Below are 18,788 nucleotides of genomic sequence, written 5' to 3'. Positions count from 1 at the left end.
ATCAAAAAAGAAAGGACGAAATGTGTCCTTTCTCGATCTTAGCTTTTCTTCAACCCACTACAGTTGACAAAGAGCCTCAAAAAATCACTGCCTTCCCCAGACAAACCTGAGGAAAACAGTGATTTAATTTTTAGGAATTAGGAATGAATACACGAAATCAATTGATCTTATGATTTTTTGTTTTTCAAGAATTCATCGTATTGTTTTTGCATTTCGTTCAATACTTTATCGTAAGCACCTTCAGATTTCAATTTTTCCATCAATTCTGGAATAGCTTTGTCTGGGTCTACAGTACCAGTGTTGATAGCTGTATCGAATTGTTGCATTGTATTAGAGATCGCAGAGATTTCAGATTTCACATTGTCAGTGTTAAAGATGAATCCAAGTGCTGGAGATTCTTTAGCTTCTGCCAATTGTTTCTTAGAATCTTCGATTTGTTGGTCTGTAACGTTTTCGTTGATGTAAAGGATCCAGTTGTTACCAGTGTTCCATCCACCCATGTGAGTGTTTCCTTTGTAGCCATCAAGGACTTTAACACGGTTTTCTTTACCTGGAATTTTTTCCCAGTTCTTGCCTTCTGGACCATAAACAAGACCATTCAAGAGTTCTGGGTTAGTGTTCAAGAGGTTCAACACTTCCATTGATTTTTCTTTGTTCTTAGAGTTGTTTGAGATAACAAAGTTAGCAACTTGTGTTGTTTGGTTTTTCTTGATGAAGTTAGTGATTGGTTTGATTTGGATGTCTTTGTTTGCAACACGTGAAAGCAAGCTGTTACCGTAGTCAGCTGGTCCTACTGTTTCTTCACGAACGAACCAAGTATCTTGTTGAAGGTCAAATGAAGTATCGCTTGTTGCTACGTCTTTTGGAATGTATCCAGCTTCATAGAATTTGTGAAGAGTCTTCAAGTGTTCTTTAAAGCGAGGCACTTCGTAACGGTTTACGATCTTAGTAGTGTCCCCTTCAAGGTCGATAACGAATGGAAGTCCATTTGGAACTGGGTAGTCAAAGTTATCAGATGGGATAAAGTTCTTAGTAACCGCAAATGGCACTACATCTGGAGCTTTTTCTTTGATTTGTTTCAAGACTGGTTCAAGTGTTTCATATGAAGTGACACCTGAAATATCGATACCGTATTTAGCAAGAAGAGTTCCGTTGAAGGCGAAGTTTTGAGATGATGCAACGTTGGCTGCAACTGGAACTGCGTAAATTTTACCGTTAATGCTGTTACCTTTGATGTAAGCTGGGTCAAGTGCTTTATAAAGCTCTGCTCCTTCTTTCTTATACAAGTCAGTCAAGTCAGCATAGGCACCTTTTTGAGCATTTACAACATAGTTAGATGCAAAGGCGATATCGTAGTTTTCACCAGATGATGTGATAACTGACATTTTCTTATCATAGTCACCCCATCCAAGATATTGGATATCCAATTTAGCACCAACTTTTTCACCGATGATTTTGTTAGCATTTTCTAGCAATTCATCCAAGTTATCTGGTTTGTCACCGATTTGGTACATTTTGATAACAGTTTTTTCACCTGAAGCTGAGTCAGCAGCTTTTTTGCTGTTACCTGAAAGGTTTCCACAAGCAGCGAGACCAGCAGCCAAAGCGACTACGCTAGCAGATGCAAAAGCATATTTTTTCCAGTTTTTCATGACAAAAACTCCTTTTTTTTATTTTTAAACTTATAAACAATGTAATGATCTTAACTTCACGCAAGGGAAGTTTGGAAATGAGAAATGATTTTTCTCGACAAGTACTATTCTTTCACACCACCGATAGTCAAACCTTTTACAAAGTAGCGTTGGAAGAATGGATACAAAATCGCGATTGGAAGTGTTGCCACCACAACCATGGCCATACGTCCTGTTTCTTTCGGTAGAGCAACTCCCAGTTGACCAGACAGGCCGACTGCTTTGGCGATGTAGTCCATATTTTGTTGGATTTGCATGAGCAAATATTGCAATGGATACAAGTTGTCACTCTTGATGTAAAGAAGGGCGTTGAACCAGTCATTCCAGAAACCAAGAGCTGTCAAAAGCGTGATGGTTGCGATACCTGGTAATGACAATGGCAAACAGATTTGGAAGAAAATCCGGGCCTCACTAGCACCATCGATACGAGCGGATTCTAGAATAGCTTCTGGAATGGTCTTCTTGAAGAAGGAACGCATCAAGATGATGTTAAATGGTGAGAGAAGCATTGGAACAATCAAGGCCCAAACTGTATCACCAAGTTGAAGTAAACGAGTTACCACGATATAGCCCGGTACCAAACCAGCGTTGAACAACATACTAAGAAGGGCAAAAATCGTAAAGAATCTGCGATACTTAAAGGTTGTCCGTGAAATAGCGTAGGCATAAGTTGTTGTGATAAAAACGTTTGTGATAGTCCCCACCACTGTTACAAAGACTGAGATGAAGAGGGCTTGGAGAATTTTATCCTTAAACTGTGCCAAAAACTCAAAACCGTCTAATCCAAATTGGGATGGGAAGAAGCTATATCCATTTTGGAGGATACTCTTTTCATCTGTCACCGAAATAACGATAACGAATACAAAGGGTAGGATACAAGAGAGGGCAACCAAACCAGAAATGGTACTAAAGAAGATATCCGCTTTCTTACTGAAGGAGTGAATGCCGACATTATCAATTTTTTCTTTTTTAATTTTCTTTTCTGCCATATTCTCCTCCTTTCTAGAACAAGGCTGAGTTTGGATCAACTCGTCTTGCCAGTAAGTTTGATAGGATAACCAGAATCAAGCCAACAACTGATTGGTAGAGACCTGCTGCTGAAGCCATCCCGATATCCGCTGTCTGAGTCAAGCCATTATATACATATACGTCCAAAACATTGGTTACGTTATAAAGCTGACCAGCATTGTGGGGGATTTGGTAGAAGAGACCAAAGTCTGCACGGAAGATGTTTCCGACTGCAAGGATGGTCAATACAGTTACCAATGGTGTCAACTGCGGAATGGTTACATTGCGAATTCGTTGCCATTTGCTGGCCCCATCCACTGTCGCTGCTTCGTAGTAGGTTGGATCAATTCCCATGATTGTCGCATAGTACATGACACTGCTATATCCAAAACCTTTCCAAATACCTAGGAAAAGTAGAAGATATGGCCAGATGCCCAAGTCAGCGTAGAAATTGACTTCCTTCATTCCGATAGATTCTAGGAAATGGTTGAATACCCCTTTATCAATGTTTAGGAAGGCATCTGTAAAGAAACTGATGATAACCCAAGACAAGAAGTAAGGGAACAACATAGAAGTTTGGAAAATCTTAACCATTCTCTTAGAACGGAGTTCACTGAGGATGATAGCAATCCCTACAGATACAATCAAACCGATAAAGATAAAGCCGAGATTGTAGAGGACAGTATTTCGTGTGATAATAAAGGCGTCTTTTGAACTAAACAAGAATCTGAAATTATCGAGTCCGACCCATTTACTATTCACGATACTATCTATAAATCCATTACTGGTCATGTGGTAGTCTTTAAAGGCAACCACGTTCCCAAATACTGGAATGTAGAAGAATAGAATCAACCAGAGTGCCCCTGGCAAAACCATTAAGAGAAAGATCCAGTTGTCTCTCAAGGTTTTTGAAAACTTATTCATAATTTCCTCCCTTTTTTATTTTGATATCCATCTAAAAATTCCTTTTTAGACTTTTGATAACGATTACATTATTAGTATACTCCTATTTGAAGGTTAGGTTAAACTACTAATTATAGAAAAAACTCCACAAATTATTTTATGTGGAGTACTTTTTTAAGAAAGGGATGTTTCACGGGAAACACTCTGCCCAAGGCAAGGTGTTCTTGTTTTTATACTCAATGAAAATCAAAGAGCAAACTAGGAAGCTAGCCGCAGGTTGCTCAAAACACTGTTTTGAGGTTGTAGACGGAAGCTGACGTAGTTTAAAGAGATTTTCGAAGAGTATTAAGTTGTATAAATCGTTGAAGCTGTCGCAATGGTATGCCACTGGTTGGCTGTTGTGGCTGCGAAATCCTTATCTGCGTAAAAGTCAGTAAACGGTAAGATTTCCACTTCTAGCTCATCGATACGGTCCAGCTGACCTGCCAGATAAGCCTCAATGCGACTTTCTGCGCGTTTGATGCGTTGCAAGAGTCCGCCCATACGGATATCGACCGTATCCAAGCCAAAGACCTTGTTTTCTTTCAGCCATTGGTGACTAAAGAGGGCATGGAAGTCTTCAATTTGGCTTCTAAGTTTTGGTAATTCTTGTCTGGCGATTTCTTGCAGACTTTCTTTATCGTTTGTTTGGTAGGCCTGACGGATGCGTCTTCCCACATCCACTTTGCTACTTAAAATGGAATTCAACTGGGCCTGAGTTTCAAAGAGATAGGAATAGTTCCCAGCTTTTTCTTTAATGTTAGCGAGCATCTCAGCAGCCTGAGCGAAGTGCAGTTTGTCCTGTTCAGGTGTCATGTGCTGGTCAAGGATCGGACAGAGAACATCCTGATAAAAGACATAGCGGTTGGGATTGATGCCACTGAGATTGCCTGGTAGATCTGGCAAGAGGTTAGCAAGGTCAATCTGCATGAAATCCTCAACTGATAGGCCTGTATTGGTCTGGAAATGAGCAGACAAACGGTCTAGGTCATTGCGGTAGCAGAGTTCTGCCCAGATTTGCAAGCTTGGGAGAATAGAAAACTGGGCAGTTTCACCACCATTATCCCCCCAACCAGTTACGATGACTTCTTTGATATCATTAGCACGACAGGCTTTATTGGCTTCAAGAGCGATGAGACGGCTGAAATGGTTATTGGGTGTGAAACCAATCCACTTCCAAGCTCCCCCTGCAAAGGCGATATCTTGGCTAATCTTGTGGTGATTACGGAAGTTGCGATTGTATTTTTCCTCACTATCCTGATAATAGTCCCAGTAAACCAAGGTCACACGATCTTTGAGACGGTCTAGGTAGACACGCGTTTCCTCTGGAATTTCCACATCACGGTCGTACTGGCCATCTGTTGACATAAGTTTAAAGAACATATCGCTCCACATCTGGCAGTGGAAACCATATTTGTCAGCAATATCCAGCACGCGCTCCAAGTGTTGGCACATGAGGAGACTACGGTCCACAACACCGTTTAAGATGAGATAGCGTCCCAAACCAACCAAGTGGGCTTCGTCCATGCCGATATTGACCTTGCGAGTCTTCAGTTTAGATAGAGTAGCAAACATGCCATCAATCAGGTTATAAACCTTTTCTTCGCCAATGAGGAGAATGTCCTCTACATCACGGAGCTCCTGCACTTCCTTGACACCCCATTTAACGAAGGCAGACAAGTGGGCCAAGGTCTGGATACATGGCACAAAGGTCATATCAAACTGCTGGGCATAGGATTCGATTTCCTGCAATTCCTCAGCTGAGTAGGCTCCACGGAAATAGCCAAAGTAAGGCTGCCCCTCAATCTGGTAGGTATCTTCCATGTAGAGCTCAAAGGTTGAATAACCCATGAGAGCCAAGACCTCAATCATCTGCTTGGCAGAAGTCACATTCAGCACCGCATTTCGTGAGCAGTCTGCCATGTAGGCTAAATCTTCATATGCTGCCTGTTCTTCAATCTCGACCTTGTCAGATTCTGCTAGAGCCGTTGCCAACAAGGACAAGGCGCGATAGAGTTGGTGGGGTTTGCGGTAGGTCAATTGATAATGACCACCCTCACCCTTGATAGAGATAGAGGCTTGGTCAGACTGAGCGACTGCTACCTCTACATCTGGAAGAGAAATGTGATTTTTTAATACTTCAATAGCTTGCGCTTGTTTGTCACTAATTCCTGTAAATCTTACCATTGATTTTCCTCCTGTAACCAGTTGACAAGGGCACCGTAGAGATTGGCATCTGCATGATAGGTGCAAGCTTGAATCACTGGAGCAATTGTATATTCTTCATATCTTTCCACAAAGGAGGCAACTGCTTTTTGCACCCCTTTGATAAAATCTGGATTTTGACTGATAGAGCCTCCCAGGCTAATGACATCTGGATCAATCAGATACTGAATATTGAGCAGTCCTTGCGCCAGATTACGGTTCATGCGCTCAATGGCTTCTTGACAAAGGGCATTTCCTGCTGCAGCCTCTTGGTAAATCTTGCGACCGTCCCAATCAGTCTGACCAGATTTTTCAATCACGTAGCGCACCATATTTCCAGTTGACGCTAGTTGCGACCAGTTGTTGAGCTTTTCAGCAGGGGCAAGAGTTGTCATGTAGCCAAATTCCCCACCCAGACCGTGGCGACCTCGATGAAGTCTACCATTGATAATCATAGCTCCGCCAATCCCTGTCCCAATCACGACACAAGCTGCATTTTCAAGTTCTGGATGAGCTAGTAATTCACTGAGTCCAACGCAGTTTGCATCATTTTCTAAATGGATAGGTAGCTGAGAAGAGCTAAACACCTCATACCAAGAAAAGCCGTGGATATAAGGCACCGCACTAAAGCCATCAATCACACCTGTCTCTTGATTGACCGCACCTGGAACACTCATAGCAATCCCACTATAATCCTGTTCTGACAAGCGTTGGTCCAACCAAGCTAGTAAGTCCTCCAAGTTTTCAGGCGTTGGAATGCTTGTCTTATTCAGTATTTTCCCATCAGGAGTCAGATTGGCAAACTTAATCCCAGTCCCTCCGATATCAATCGTTGCAATGGTCATTGTTTTTACCATAAAAGGGGCGAATCAGCAGTTAGTTCTTACCTTTTCGCCCCTCCTTTCTCTTTATGTTTACTTTTTGAAATTAAATTTCTTCTTTTTTGATGAATTCTGTACGAATCTCTTGTGGAGAAATGAGGCCTCTATGAACTGGGTATGGTCGTTCCAGTAGGTCCAGGAAGAGATGTTGACTTTCCGGTACACGTACATTTTCACTACACATATTGTAGTAACGAAGCACATAGCCTTCTTCATTTTCAGCTACCTTAAAGGCTGTTGGACAGATTTGCGGTATGCTGAGAACAGAATGGCTCAAGAGGCTACCAGTCCCAGCAACACTTCCTTCTTGTTTAGCAAGCTGAAGACTAGTAAATGGTGTTTGAAAGGCTTTGGCACGACGGAAGGCTGAGAAGCGTTCTTGGGCTTGGTGGCATTCAATCGCAAATTCGACTTCAAACTCACGCAAGCATTGAGCTTCTGGTGTTGGGAAGTAGCCCCAGTCACCCAACTCACCTGATGCACGCAAAATAGTCACTGCAATAGTGTCGTCTCCAAGGATTTCGTATTCATTCAATCCCTTGTTGGATACAGTCACACCTTTTTCATCGTCATACAGACTAACAAAGGCTTGTTGGTGTTGAGGATTTTCAGGATTTTCCCATGAAGCAGCTGGTTTGTTTGGCCGTGTCACCACCTCATAGATGCTTTCAGAATCATTGCTTGGACGCGTGTTGTGAGTCTTGACCAAGAGACGGATACGGTGATCCTTGGCAGTGTTAGTAAAGCGAGTCTTGCAACGAATTTGTGGATTGTCAACAAAGACAGTCATCTCAGTTTCAAGAGGAATACTTGTCAATTCTTCTGAACGTCCAGCTTCACGCTTCATAAACTCGATGATGCCTTTTTGCTCTTCTTCTAGCTTTTCATCGGCACTGACAGGCACAGTCAATTCATGTTTGAGCAAAATCTTAGCGTAGCGAGCTGTGTTTTCCAAGACCTCGTAGCCCTTAAGCTCTGCATAGATTGGCTCTGTTCCTTTTGGTTGGAAATAGATATACTCGTTTCCGATGTCACCACGGTCTTCGAAGCGGATAAAGTCTTCATAGGCTTCGTGAGTTGTCTTATCATAGACTGTGATGTTGTCATCCACACTCACCGTTACAAATGGCGTATCAATCACTCCGTTTTGGTAAATACCGTCGCGGTGTTCTTGCTCTCCTTCCAGCAATTGGAAGGTTGTCCAAGAAAGTGGCGCTAGGTGAACTGGAATGGTCACGCGCACTTGTCGAGCGATACGAGCTTGGCGGAACTTGTCTTTTGGTAAATCGTACTCAAAATTAGCCCCAAGGTCTTCGATTTTAGCCTCTACAGGACGCCCATCCAAATCCTCCACACGGTAGCTTGGCAAGGTAAGAGTAGCCATCTTCTTGTAGCCTTCTGTTGGGTGCAATTCCTTGAAATCACAAACCGCAACATCAATCACTGTGCTGACCGTATCGACCTTATCATGCAAGCCTGTGTTAATGACAGTAAAGAGATAATCACTTTGAGCCTTAGACGTAGCAATTTTACCCTTCCACTCATTAAGAAGATTGCTCTTAACAAAGGTTCCGACTTGGTTAACCTTGGCAAAACGAGTTTCCATCTCACGGTGAACTTCGTCCACGCTACAGCCACAGATACTATCATGCGGCGCATTCTGCAAAAGTGTTTTCCAAGCATAGGTCAACTGGTCCTTGTGGTTATGACCACCAGTGATAATAGTCAAGGGTTCTACAACTTGCTCTAGGAGGTTACTATTTTCTTGGAAGGATTGTTTGAGATAAATACGAGATGAAGAAGTGTTGGCAAGTGTGTACCAGCCATCTGTTTCCTGACTGGTCAACTCACCTGTAACCGTTGATAACTGCTCTGGTAGGGCACTTTCCACGGCTTGGACATATTCATCAAAAGAACTATGAACAAAGGTTACATCTGGGAAGAGTTCATTTGCCACACGAATGGCTTCACTCAAATTTTTCTGGACAGGCTGATGGTCACAACCGTTCATCATCAACCACTGGTTGGTCGAAGCATAGTCACGCACGTCTGCCAGTTTTTGTTTCCAGAAGGTCAAGGCCTCTTCTTTATCAACTGGGATTTCATTCCCATTACTGTACCAGTTGGCAAAGAGAATCCCGAGGACACGACTTCCGTCCGCACCCTGCCAGTACATTTCTGAAAACTGAGAAGTAAACTGCTCATCTTCGAGGACTTGGTTATCAAATCCAATCGGCTTCACACCACGACCAAAAGCGGCCACGTGAATGCCTGATTTTTGAAGAATTTGAGGCGCTTGTCCCATATTTCCAAAGGTATCTGGGAAGTAACCAATCTGAGTAGATTTGCCCCATTTTGCAGCTTCCTGCTGACCAATCAAGGTATTGCGGACATTGGCTTCACTTGAAATCAAGTAATCATCCTGCAAGATATAAAAGGGACCAATTTTCAATTTTCCTTCGTCGATGTATCGTTGGACTTTGTCGCGATTTTCAGGGCGAATCTCCAAGTAGTCATCAAGGACAATGGTTTGACCATCCAAGTGGAAGCTCTTGAACTCAGGGTCATTTTCAAAGAGATCAAAGAGATTGTCAAATAATTCCACCAACTGCATACGGTGGCTTTCAAAAGGCAAGTACCACTCACGGTCCCAGTGACTATGTGAGATAATATGTACGACAACATTTTCCATGAAGTAAAACCTCATTCTAAATTTAAATTTTTATTGTTAACGTTTTTGGATGTAAGATTTGCTCAATCAAATTCAACAAATCACCAACAGTTTAACTCTAAATATTTTATTTATCAAGAATTTAACTATGATTTGAGATGAAATTTGAAAGAAGTATATATTTAGCTACTTTGTCTTGGTAAATTGGCTAAAAACAAGTAAAATCCTAGATTAACGAATATCCAGGTAATCCAAGACCAACTCACAGAACATCATGTTGGCCCAAGAGAACCATTCACGAGAGTAGAGCGTTGGGTCGTCCACGTGAAAGCTTTCGTGCATGACACCCGTCCCCCCATCGCAAGCAACCAGCTGATCCAGCAAGAATTTCTTCTCTGCCTTATCTCTTGTTGTCAAACCTTGGATAGAAAGGGCGATTGGCCAGATATAGCGATAGAAGGTATGAGAACTTCCGAGACCGCTAGCGTATTCTCCCTGATAGAAGTAAGGATTTTCTGGACTCAGAATGGTACGGCGAGTTGCTTGGTAAACTTCATCATCGACTGAACAGTAGCCCAGATAAGGCGCAGCCAACAAACTTGGTACATTTGGATCATCCATAATGCTAGCATTTCCCAAACCGTCTACTTCAAAGGCATAAATCTTTTCGCCCTTGCTGTTGCTTGTGTAGGCGTAATTTTCGATTCCTTCTTGGATTTCAGACTGGAGGCGCTTGGCATCAGCAATAATTCTCTGGCTATCAGCTAGGTTTAATGCTGCAAAGATTTCTTGCACATAACCCAAGACTACTACAACAAACATATTTGACGGAATCAAGTAACTATACTGGCAGCAGTCATCGCTCGGACGAAAAGCTGACCAAGTCATACCTGTCACTGCAAAATCAGGTCCAAAGCCATCATTTACCAGTGTATCTTCCTTACGGTCCGTATCTCGGACAAAACGATAAGGAGAATTGTTGTGGTCTTGTTCTACCGTCCACAGATGAAGAATTTCCTTGGTCGCTGTGACAAAAGTTTCATCAAATTGACTAGTATCGCCAGTCTCTTTCCAGAGGAGATAAGCCAACTGCAAAGGATAGCAAAGCGAGTCCACCTCATACTTGCGCTCCCAAATCCAGCCATTAAGGTCTGTGTGGTCAGTCTCGTGGTGCCCCTTCCAGTTTTCCTCAATGTTAAAAGAGTTGGCATATGGATCCTTGAGAATCAAGGTCATCTGACGTTTAACCAAACCTGCAATGGTCTGACGCAGGAGGTCATCTCTTTTAGCCACATGCAAGTAGGGTCTGAGTTGGGCTGTCGAGTCTCGAAGCCACATAGCAGGAATATCTCCTGTGAGCACAAAGGTTGAACCATCTTCTAGAATTGCAACCGTATTGTCCAAGGTGTCTGTATAGCAACGCTCGAAAACATCCACCCACTCTGGATGGTCCTTAGCCCGCTCTGCCACTTCATCTAGCCATTCTCTAACAATTTCTTTTGAATAAATCATCGTGCAGTATCCTCTTTCAAACAAGTTTCATTTTCAGTATATAGCTTTTGAGACAGAAAATACATACACAAATGATAGTCATTTTTCTACAAAATAGTTATCTTTGAAACTCCTTTTCTAAAGGTTATCTTTTTCTGATATAATGTAGAAAAACAGCTAAAGGAAAGACTATGAAACCACTACTTGAAACCATCGATACCCGCTTTGGAACTGCCAGCAAGCATGCCTTTTCTCGGGGAAATACCCTGCCATACACAGGCGTGCCTTTTGGGATGAATTACTTTGTACCCCAGACCAGTGACCAGGAGGGCTCTTGGTTTTTCGATCCGCATCTGCCTATCTTTCAGGGGATTCGTTTAACCCACCAGCCCAGCCCTTGGATTGGCGACTACTCTTGGCTCCTTCTGACACCTGTCACAGGCCAGATTAGTGGAGACAGTCTCTTTCACCGCCAGTCTTCTTATGATATCGAAAAGGCCTCTTTCCAACCTCATTATCTGAAGATTTTATCCCTGCGCTATCAGATTGAAAGCCAGCTTACACCGACTTGCTATGGTGCTTCTATTCGTTTGGAACAAAAGCAAGGCAAAGCCCTCTCCCTCTATCTTCACGCAGCAGATGAACTGACCGTGGAGCAAGTAGATAAGCGAACTCTTGCCCTGCGACAAGAAGGTAAAACTGAAACCAACAAAAATCCACTGATACTGTTCACTACCCTGCAAATGAATACGGATATCCTTGCTATCAACCAAGAAGGTGGAGACTGGCGAATCGACCTGGCAGATAGTCATGCTGAAATTCAGCTAGCGACTTCTTTCATCTCGCACTCTCAGGCTCTGCTTAATCTACCTCAAGAAGATTTTGATAACTGTAAAGCAAATGCACAAGCGGACTGGGAAAATCTCCTCCATCGTTTTGATGTTATAAAGACAGGAGAGGCTGACCGAACCTTCTTTGATCACTGCCTTTACAGACTCTTCCTCTTCCCACAGACTTTTTATGAGGTTGATGAATCAGGGCAAGCCATCCATATGGATCTGGCTACTGGAACTGTCAAGCCTGGTCTCCTCTTCAGCAGCAATGGTTTCTGGGATACCTTCCGAACCACCTTCCCCCTCTTTGCCCTTATCGTACCGGAGCACTATCACCGCTTCTTAGAAGGATTTCTCAATAGCTACCGCGATACTGGTTTCCTTCCAAAATGGCTGGCTCCAGATGAACGGGGTATGATGCCAGGTACACTTTTAGATGGTATTATCGCAGATAGCGCCTGCAAGGACATGGCCCCCGACCTAGAAGAAGAACTCCTCCAAGCCATGCTTGAAACAGCCAGCAAGGCCGACCCTCTCGGCATCAATGGTCGTCACGGACTAGCCCAATACCAAGAACTAGGCTACCTCTCTACCGACCACCACGAAAGCGTCAGCCACACCCTAGACTATGCCTATAGCGATTTTTGTATCGCAAGCTGTGCCCAAAAACTAGAGAAAATAGAAATCGCTGAAACCTACAAGGCCGCATCACAAAATTACCGCCATCTATTTGACGCTGAGACAGGTTACATGCGAGCGCGTGATGGTCAAGGCAACTTTCGCCCTGACTTCTCTCCTTATAGTTGGGGACGTGATTATGCCGAATGCTCTGCCATCCAAGCAACCCTAGGTGTCCTCCACGATATTCCAGGCTTGATCCAGCTTATGGGTGGAAAAGAAGCCTTTAGCAACTATCTTTTGAAAACCTGTCAAGATGCTCCCCTCTTTGAGACAACAGGCTATGGTTACGAGATTCACGAAATGAGCGAAATGGCTACTGCTCCTTTTGAACAACTCGCCATTTCTAACCAACCTAGCTTCCACATTCCTTATCTCTTCCGCCACAGCGATTACCCTGACTACACTGCCCTTCTCATCAAGACGCTCCGTCAGAAAGCTTTTCACCCAAGTTGGGAAGCCTATCCTGGCGATGAAGACAATGGCAGTCTCTCAGCCTGGTACATCTGGTCAGCTCTCGGTTTTTATCCGACCTGTCCAGGCAAACCAAGCTATGATCTTGGAATCCCTCTCTTTGACTACCTCCGAGTCTATCTCGCTAAAGAAGATAAATGGCTAGATATTCATACTGAGCAAAACCACAGCCACTTCAACTTTGTCAAAGAATGCCGACTGGATAAAACACTCGTATCAACTATTCAACATCAAGACCTCTTAAAAGCTGAACAACTAACCTTTACACTTAGCTGGTTACCAAGTCATCAGTAAACAAAAAGAACCTTCGCAGATGCGAAGGTTTTTCTTTTATGAAACTTGGACTAGAAGTTGATCCAGAAGCTGACCACCCACCGTTAGGTTCAGATAGAAATCCAAGGTTTTATCTCCTGCAAAATACAAGGTTGGAAGCGTCAATCTTTTTTCAGTCTCGCCAACTTGAAACTCAATAACTTGAATCTCATCCTGATAAGCGACACCATGTACCCCCGTCCCTGGTTGAATCGAAATCTTAGCTTCCAAAGGAGTATTACTTTCGCTACGTTCAATCCTAAAATGAAGAGTCTCTCCCTTTGCTACAGCTAGACTTTTTTCTGCAAATGCTAGTCCCTGAACAACTTCTTTTTGTGATAAGCTAGGAGTTTTATAGAGTGAAATCTTGGTCAATACAGGCTTAGATTGCGCCTCGGTAATCATCACGCGCACCTTCTGTGCCTCTACTAGCGGACCTCGCAAGAGACGCTTATGACCAACTGTAAAGCCCATGCCAAATTCTTGCCAGACACCGTCCACCTCTACTAGCACATGAAAAGCAGCGATTCGTTGCCCTAGCTTCAAATCTTCTCTTAACTCAATTACATCAAAAGTTTTAGGTGACCCTAAGTCGAGTTCTAACTGGATTGGCAAGCCTACGTCGCTTGCCCAAGAGCTAGTCTCAAGGCCGTCTGTCAAATGGCGACAAGCAAAGTCTGCGGAAAGAGCTGGACCAGATACCTCAGCTCCCAGAGCCAAGTCTTCTTTATAGAGCTCATTGCGATAGGTCGCAAATTCATAAAGTCGTTCAATATCCTTTGCATCAAAGAGCCCAGCTTGATTCGGCGGAATATTAAGCAAGAGTGGAGTTCCTCTCCCCACTGAGTGAAAGTAGATTTCCACCAACTCCTCAAGAGACTTAGGATCCTGCTCTTCATGGTAAAACCAACCCGGCCGAATAGAAACATCTGCCTCACCGATTGAAAAAATCGTGCCCGAGGGATCTCCGTGCTGAAGATAATCCAGCGCTGCTTCTGTTCCTAGTTTGTCAGGATTCACCTTTTGCCACATTGGATCACCTGCATACCCTCGTTCATTGCCAATCCAGCGTATACTGGTGCCTTCTGTTGAAAAAATTAAGCAATCGCCCTGCAGGTCACGAATGGTTTCAAACCATTTTTCAAATTCATAATTGACCTTTTGAGCACCCTCTCCTCTGGCACCATCCATCCAGACCTCAGCAAATTTTCCTGCATTGCCATAGGCAGGATTTGATAAGATTTCCTTCAACTGTGCCAGATAATAGGCATTATAGTCCGCTTCTCGCTCCACATGATAGAGAGGACTATGGGCATCCCACGGCGATAGGTAGACCCCCATGTCCATATCAAACTCTGTGGCAGCTTGGGATACTTCAAGGAGCAAATCTCCCTCTCCATTCCTCCAAGGACTGGCCTTGACCGAATAATCTGTGTGAGCTGTCGGATAGAGGACAAAGCCATCGTGGTGCTTGACCACCAAAATCAACTTTTTGAAGCCCGTTTCCTTGAGCACGCGAACCCACTCACGCGCATCTAACCTTGTCGGATTAAAGCGTTCAGGATCCTCCTGACCTGTCCCCCATTCCTGATCATAAAAGGTATTGGGCCCAAAATGGATAAATGCTGCTAGTTCATCCTCTAAATAAGCTAGCTGGGCCTGACTAGGCAAGGGCCCATGCGGTTTTATTTCTCTTACCATACTATTTCCTATCTACACTTTTCTTCACTTTTTTGGCATGTACTTGCAATTCTGTTAACGCTAGAGGGCTTGCCAAGCCTTCAAATCGAAGACGAAGGGCATAAGTCTCTACCTTATCAAATTCAAAACGAAGCTCTTCAGCCTTGTCGCTTGAAACTTTTTGGATAGCTGATACAGGGCGCCAATTCTCCTCTTGCTTGAGCAGAGAATCCTTATCCAAATGATTTGGAGTCCGAGGCAAGGCAGGCTCATTCCCTACATAATAATCGATATGGGTAGGATCCACCGCCACGTATTCTTGATTTTCGACATAATACAAGGTCACGTTATCCACAAATCGCGGTTTTAAAATGCCTGCATCTCCAAAAAGAATGCCCACGCTGACTTGCTCTGACTTGGTAATCCAAGTATTGGCTGTCGATTTTTTCCGAGCAATGACCTTGTCATTGAGGTAAGAGGCTGGATGATTTGGCTCTGAGTGAGAAGCAAAGACCAGAGGCAGGTTGGACCCTGTCCACTGATTGGAAATGACTTCTCCATCTACACTGGCATCTGTCACATGAATGGTGACTGTTGCTGGCAACTCACAGCCCGCTACCTGCCCTGTGAGCACACTTTCTCCTACCTGAGCATAGACTTGAGGTTCAAGTTCATCCCAAGTAACCTTGACCGTATCTCGTCTACCATCTGATAAGACTAGCTTGACTCGGTCTGGTAAGTGTGGGGCTTCCTTGACAAGCGTCCAAACCCTTTCAGGCTCAATAGCGGAAATCCCTTGGACACAAACCTGAGCAGAAGCCTTTAGATCCAACCCTTCTAGCTGGCCAGATACCGTAAACTCATGAAAGCTTGCCATATCTTCTTCGGATATTGCCTCCCAAACAACCTTGACTCGTTTTGCACCCCCGAGCTCATAGTCCACCAAAACTGAAGATGGCAGCTGTGGATAAGTTCCCTTAGCTGTATACAAGCGAAGTGGTCGTACAGAAAGTGCCTGCCCTAGTGAGGTATTTTCTGCCACCTGCAAATGAGTTTGATAGGTTTTGCCTTGATAAATAGCACTGATAACCAAGTCGCCTGCAGACAAGCAATGAAGCACTCCCTGCTTGATAATGGCGTGGGCACTACCACTCGTCTCCCAAATCACTTCACTATTCCCCACCTTGTTCACAGGGTTATCCACAGTTTGTGGATAAAGTCCAATAGCTGGGGAATCTCCTTCTTGCAAACCTGCCTGCTTGTCCACTCGAATCTCAAACAAGCGTTGATTTTTCACTGGTTGGCAAGCAAAAGCCTCTCCCACTAAGAAATTAAAACTTGCTGGCTCTAGCCCTCTGGCACTGGCCTTTACTCTTACTTGGCCTGCCTGCTCCAAGCTCTGAACTAAGAGGACACCTCTGCCATGGAAGGCTTTCCGCTTAAACCGACCATTTTTCTGAGCCTGGTAACGTTCACGACTAGCCTGCCTTCCATTATCCACACCTACAATACGAGCAGGGCCTTCAATTTCAAAATGAAGCTGATTGAAAGCACTCGGCACCCAATTTCCATCCTTGTCCAATACATCAAAATAGAGATAGAGGAGGTCTTGCCCATCTGGTTCCAGTTTTGTTTTCTCGGCATGTAACCCGATTTTGGCTGGCTTACCTGCAGTCACCACCCTATCTTCTGCTACAATCTGACCTTGACGGTCATAGGCTACAGCATGCAATTCTCCTGGTTGATAAGCCAAGCGCCATTCGAGATAGAGGAGGTCAAAACCTTCTCCCTCTTGGTATTTTCGACCGTCTGAAGTCCATTTTTCCTGAAAAGTCTTCCTACCTTTAGATTTTCCATTGAGAAATAGCTCTACAAAACCAGCATTTGAATACACTCGAACAGGGATATCCCCATACTTATCCACAACTTGTTGATAACTCTTGTGGATTTCCCAATTCCAATGGGGCAGGATATGAACCATAGGTTGCTGATCTAGTGCCAACCACTGACTTTGATAGAGATAATAATCATTTTTAGGAATCCCTGCCGTATCCACGATCCCAAAATAGGAACTCTTGACAGGTGTGTCATTTTGGTTGTGCCAAGGAGTCGGCTCACCGATATAGTCCACTCCTGTCCAGATAAACTGACCCGCATAGTCTAACCGATTTCGATCTACTATCCAAGCAGCCGTCGCCGTCTTCCCCCAAGGAACCCGATCATTACCATAGTCTGACTGTTCAAAATTCCGCACGCGGCGATTATCCCCAATCCATTCCTTATCTGGGCGAAAATAGCTATCACGCGTCCGTGTAGCCGATGAGGTTTCAGACCCGTAAAGTCGCCACTTGGGATGTCTTTTGCGAATTCCATCAATATTATCTTCCGAGTAATTCAAACCCACCACATCCAGCAAATCAGCAATCTTTTCATGACCTCCAGAACCATCTCCAAAGCGGAACTGGTCCATTCCCATGGTCACAAAACGACTATCATCCACTTCCTTTACCCTTTCTAGCAAGCGTTTGATAGTCTTCAATGAATGAGCATCGCCATTTGCTTCGCTGACTTCATTTCCTAAGGACCACATAAAAATCGCTGGATTATTCTTGCCACGCTCAATCATAGTGCGCAAATCATAATCTGACCAGAAATCGCCTGCTTTCGCTTCTGGATGAGTAGCTTCTTCCTCAAAAAAGCGACCATAGTCATATTCTTTCTTGCCTCCATACCAGGTATCAAAGGCTTCTTCTTGGATGAGTAAGCCCATTTTAGCAGCCACATCCAGCAAAATGCTACTGGCTGGATTATGGGTGATTCGGATTGCATTGACACCCATTTCCTTCATCTGGCGCAATCGTCTCTCAGCAGCTGACCTATTTTCCACAGCTCCCAGAGATCCATAGTCATGGTGCAAACAAACCCCGTGAATCTTCAACCAGCGACCATTTAGAAAGAAGCCCTTATCCGCTTGCCAATCCATATAACGGTAACCAAAAGCCTCCTCTTCTTCATCAACCAACATGCCATTTTTGTAAAGGCGAGTCTTCAATTGGTAAATGTGGGGATGATCAATATCCCAAAGCAAAGGTTGGAAAATTGATATGGCTTGTTTGAAATGATGTTTTTCCCCAGACTCAATCATTACAGAATCAGTCACCTGCCAGTCTGACAGCTGTTGTCCATCATACCAGATACTCTGTTCCAAATACACCGACACGGACTGAGTTCCATCATTTGAAACCTTACTTGTAAGCTGAGTTTCCACCCATCCATCTCTTTGTTCCATTAGCTTGGGACTTTCTATCTTAATCCCATATAAATCCAGATGTACCGAATCCGTAATCAACAATTTCACTTCTCGGTAAATACCGCTACCAGAGTACCAACGACTGCTAGGTTGCTGATTTTCCACAAAAACCGCAAGCTGGTTGGCCGTCCCATCATTTCTTAGATAAGGCGTGATATCATAAGAAAAAGGTGTGTAGCCATTGGGATAATAGCCCAGCACTTGCCCGTTGATATAGACTTGGGCATTCATATAAACTCCATCAAACAACAAACGCACCGATACAAGACTGGCATCTTCTTCCAAGTAAAACTGCGTCCGGTACCAGGCCTGACCCCCATTTAGCTGACCACCCTCATTTTGCGCTGGCGAATAGTGGTCAAAATCATTGTAAATACTCCAGTCATGTGGCACTTGAATCGCCTGCCAATTTTCCCTCTGAAAATCTGGTGCCAAGGCATCTTCTTTCCCCACTTCCTGGCTAAAAAACCAGTGATTTCGTAAAACTTCTTCTCTTCTCATACAAGCATTCCTCTTTAAACGACTCGATTTATTTGACTATATCACAAAACAAAAGCGCTTTCAACACTTCCTCCGTCACTCCCTAAATACTTAGAAAAGATGCTATAATTT

Annotated in this window: 10 protein-coding genes; 1 reads left to right on the top strand and 9 read right to left on the bottom strand. The window is 43.8% G+C overall.

The window, feature by feature from the left end:
- Window positions 1-167: 167 nt before the first annotated feature.
- The 7 genes from K1I71_RS06880 to K1I71_RS06850 all read right to left on the bottom strand — a co-directional run bounded on the left by K1I71_RS06880 (window position 168) and on the right by K1I71_RS06850 (window position 10,910).
- Window positions 168-1,652, bottom strand: coding sequence for an ABC transporter substrate-binding protein (locus K1I71_RS06880; RefSeq protein WP_000800391.1), 1,485 nt, complete (start codon window positions 1,650-1,652; stop codon window positions 168-170).
- Between the two features lie 104 nt (window positions 1,653-1,756).
- Window positions 1,757-2,680, bottom strand: a complete 924-nt coding sequence (locus K1I71_RS06875) for a carbohydrate ABC transporter permease (protein WP_000818353.1) — start codon at window positions 2,678-2,680, stop codon at window positions 1,757-1,759.
- Between the two features lie 13 nt (window positions 2,681-2,693).
- On the bottom strand, window positions 2,694-3,623 hold the full coding sequence (locus K1I71_RS06870) for an ABC transporter permease (protein WP_004254906.1): 930 nt from the start codon (window positions 3,621-3,623) through the stop codon (window positions 2,694-2,696).
- Between the two features lie 324 nt (window positions 3,624-3,947).
- The gene (locus K1I71_RS06865; protein WP_223330576.1) at window positions 3,948-5,828 is read right to left on the bottom strand and encodes a beta-N-acetylhexosaminidase; all 1,881 of its coding nucleotides are present in this window, start codon (window positions 5,826-5,828) and stop codon (window positions 3,948-3,950) included.
- The gene (locus tag K1I71_RS06860) at window positions 5,822-6,691 is read right to left on the bottom strand and encodes an ROK family protein (RefSeq protein ID WP_223330577.1); all 870 of its coding nucleotides are present in this window, start codon (window positions 6,689-6,691) and stop codon (window positions 5,822-5,824) included. The genes K1I71_RS06865 and K1I71_RS06860 overlap by 7 nt, the downstream gene beginning before the upstream one ends.
- 82 nt (window positions 6,692-6,773) lie before the next feature.
- Window positions 6,774-9,419: an alpha-mannosidase gene (locus K1I71_RS06855; RefSeq protein ID WP_223330575.1), complete on the bottom strand. Its 2,646-nt coding sequence runs from the start codon at window positions 9,417-9,419 to the stop codon at window positions 6,774-6,776.
- A 210-nt stretch (window positions 9,420-9,629) separates the two neighbouring features.
- A complete protein-coding gene (locus K1I71_RS06850; protein ID WP_223330574.1) occupies window positions 9,630-10,910 on the bottom strand; it encodes a glycoside hydrolase family 125 protein in 1,281 nt (426 codons plus the stop codon).
- Window positions 10,911-11,080: 170 nt separating this feature from the next.
- Between K1I71_RS06850 and K1I71_RS06845 the strand changes: the two genes are divergently transcribed.
- Window positions 11,081-13,168 (top strand): GH92 family glycosyl hydrolase, encoded by a 2,088-nt coding sequence (locus K1I71_RS06845; RefSeq protein WP_223330573.1) that lies wholly within the window; start codon window positions 11,081-11,083, stop codon window positions 13,166-13,168.
- A gap of 36 nt (window positions 13,169-13,204) precedes the next feature.
- Here K1I71_RS06845 and K1I71_RS06840 read toward each other — a convergent pair whose 3' ends face one another.
- Window positions 13,205-14,887, bottom strand: a complete 1,683-nt coding sequence (locus K1I71_RS06840) for an alpha-L-fucosidase (protein WP_223330572.1) — start codon at window positions 14,885-14,887, stop codon at window positions 13,205-13,207.
- Between the two features lies 1 nt (window position 14,888).
- Complete coding sequence (locus tag K1I71_RS06835) at window positions 14,889-18,677, bottom strand: glycoside hydrolase family 2 TIM barrel-domain containing protein (protein ID WP_223330571.1); 3,789 nt, start codon at window positions 18,675-18,677, stop codon at window positions 14,889-14,891.
- Between the last annotated feature and the right edge of the window lie 111 nt (window positions 18,678-18,788).

The sequence above is a fragment of the Streptococcus mitis genome, from assembly GCF_019929545.1.
Lineage (GTDB): Bacteria > Bacillota > Bacilli > Lactobacillales > Streptococcaceae > Streptococcus > Streptococcus mitis_BU.
The sequence above is the reverse complement of the archived record's forward strand: the minus strand, read 5'-3'. Positions and strand labels throughout refer to the sequence as shown.

Bases quoted from the DNA above. Each gene is read 5' to 3' on its own strand.
- K1I71_RS06860 (WP_223330577.1), bottom strand. From the start codon at position 6,691: ATGACCATTGCAACGATTGATATCGGAGGGACTGGGATTAAGTTTGCC.
- K1I71_RS06835 (WP_223330571.1), bottom strand. From the start codon at position 18,677: ATGAGAAGAGAAGAAGTTTTACGAAATCACTGGTTTTTTAGCCAGGAA.
- K1I71_RS06865 (WP_223330576.1), bottom strand. From the start codon at position 5,828: ATGGTAAGATTTACAGGAATTAGTGACAAACAAGCGCAAGCTATTGAA.
- K1I71_RS06870 (WP_004254906.1), bottom strand. From the start codon at position 3,623: ATGAATAAGTTTTCAAAAACCTTGAGAGACAACTGGATCTTTCTCTTA.
- K1I71_RS06850 (WP_223330574.1), bottom strand. From the start codon at position 10,910: ATGATTTATTCAAAAGAAATTGTTAGAGAATGGCTAGATGAAGTGGCA.
- K1I71_RS06880 (WP_000800391.1), bottom strand. From the start codon at position 1,652: ATGAAAAACTGGAAAAAATATGCTTTTGCATCTGCTAGCGTAGTCGCT.
- K1I71_RS06840 (WP_223330572.1), bottom strand. From the start codon at position 14,887: ATGGTAAGAGAAATAAAACCGCATGGGCCCTTGCCTAGTCAGGCCCAG.
- K1I71_RS06855 (WP_223330575.1), bottom strand. From the start codon at position 9,419: ATGGAAAATGTTGTCGTACATATTATCTCACATAGTCACTGGGACCGT.
- K1I71_RS06845 (WP_223330573.1), top strand. From the start codon at position 11,081: ATGAAACCACTACTTGAAACCATCGATACCCGCTTTGGAACTGCCAGC.
- K1I71_RS06875 (WP_000818353.1), bottom strand. From the start codon at position 2,680: ATGGCAGAAAAGAAAATTAAAAAAGAAAAAATTGATAATGTCGGCATT.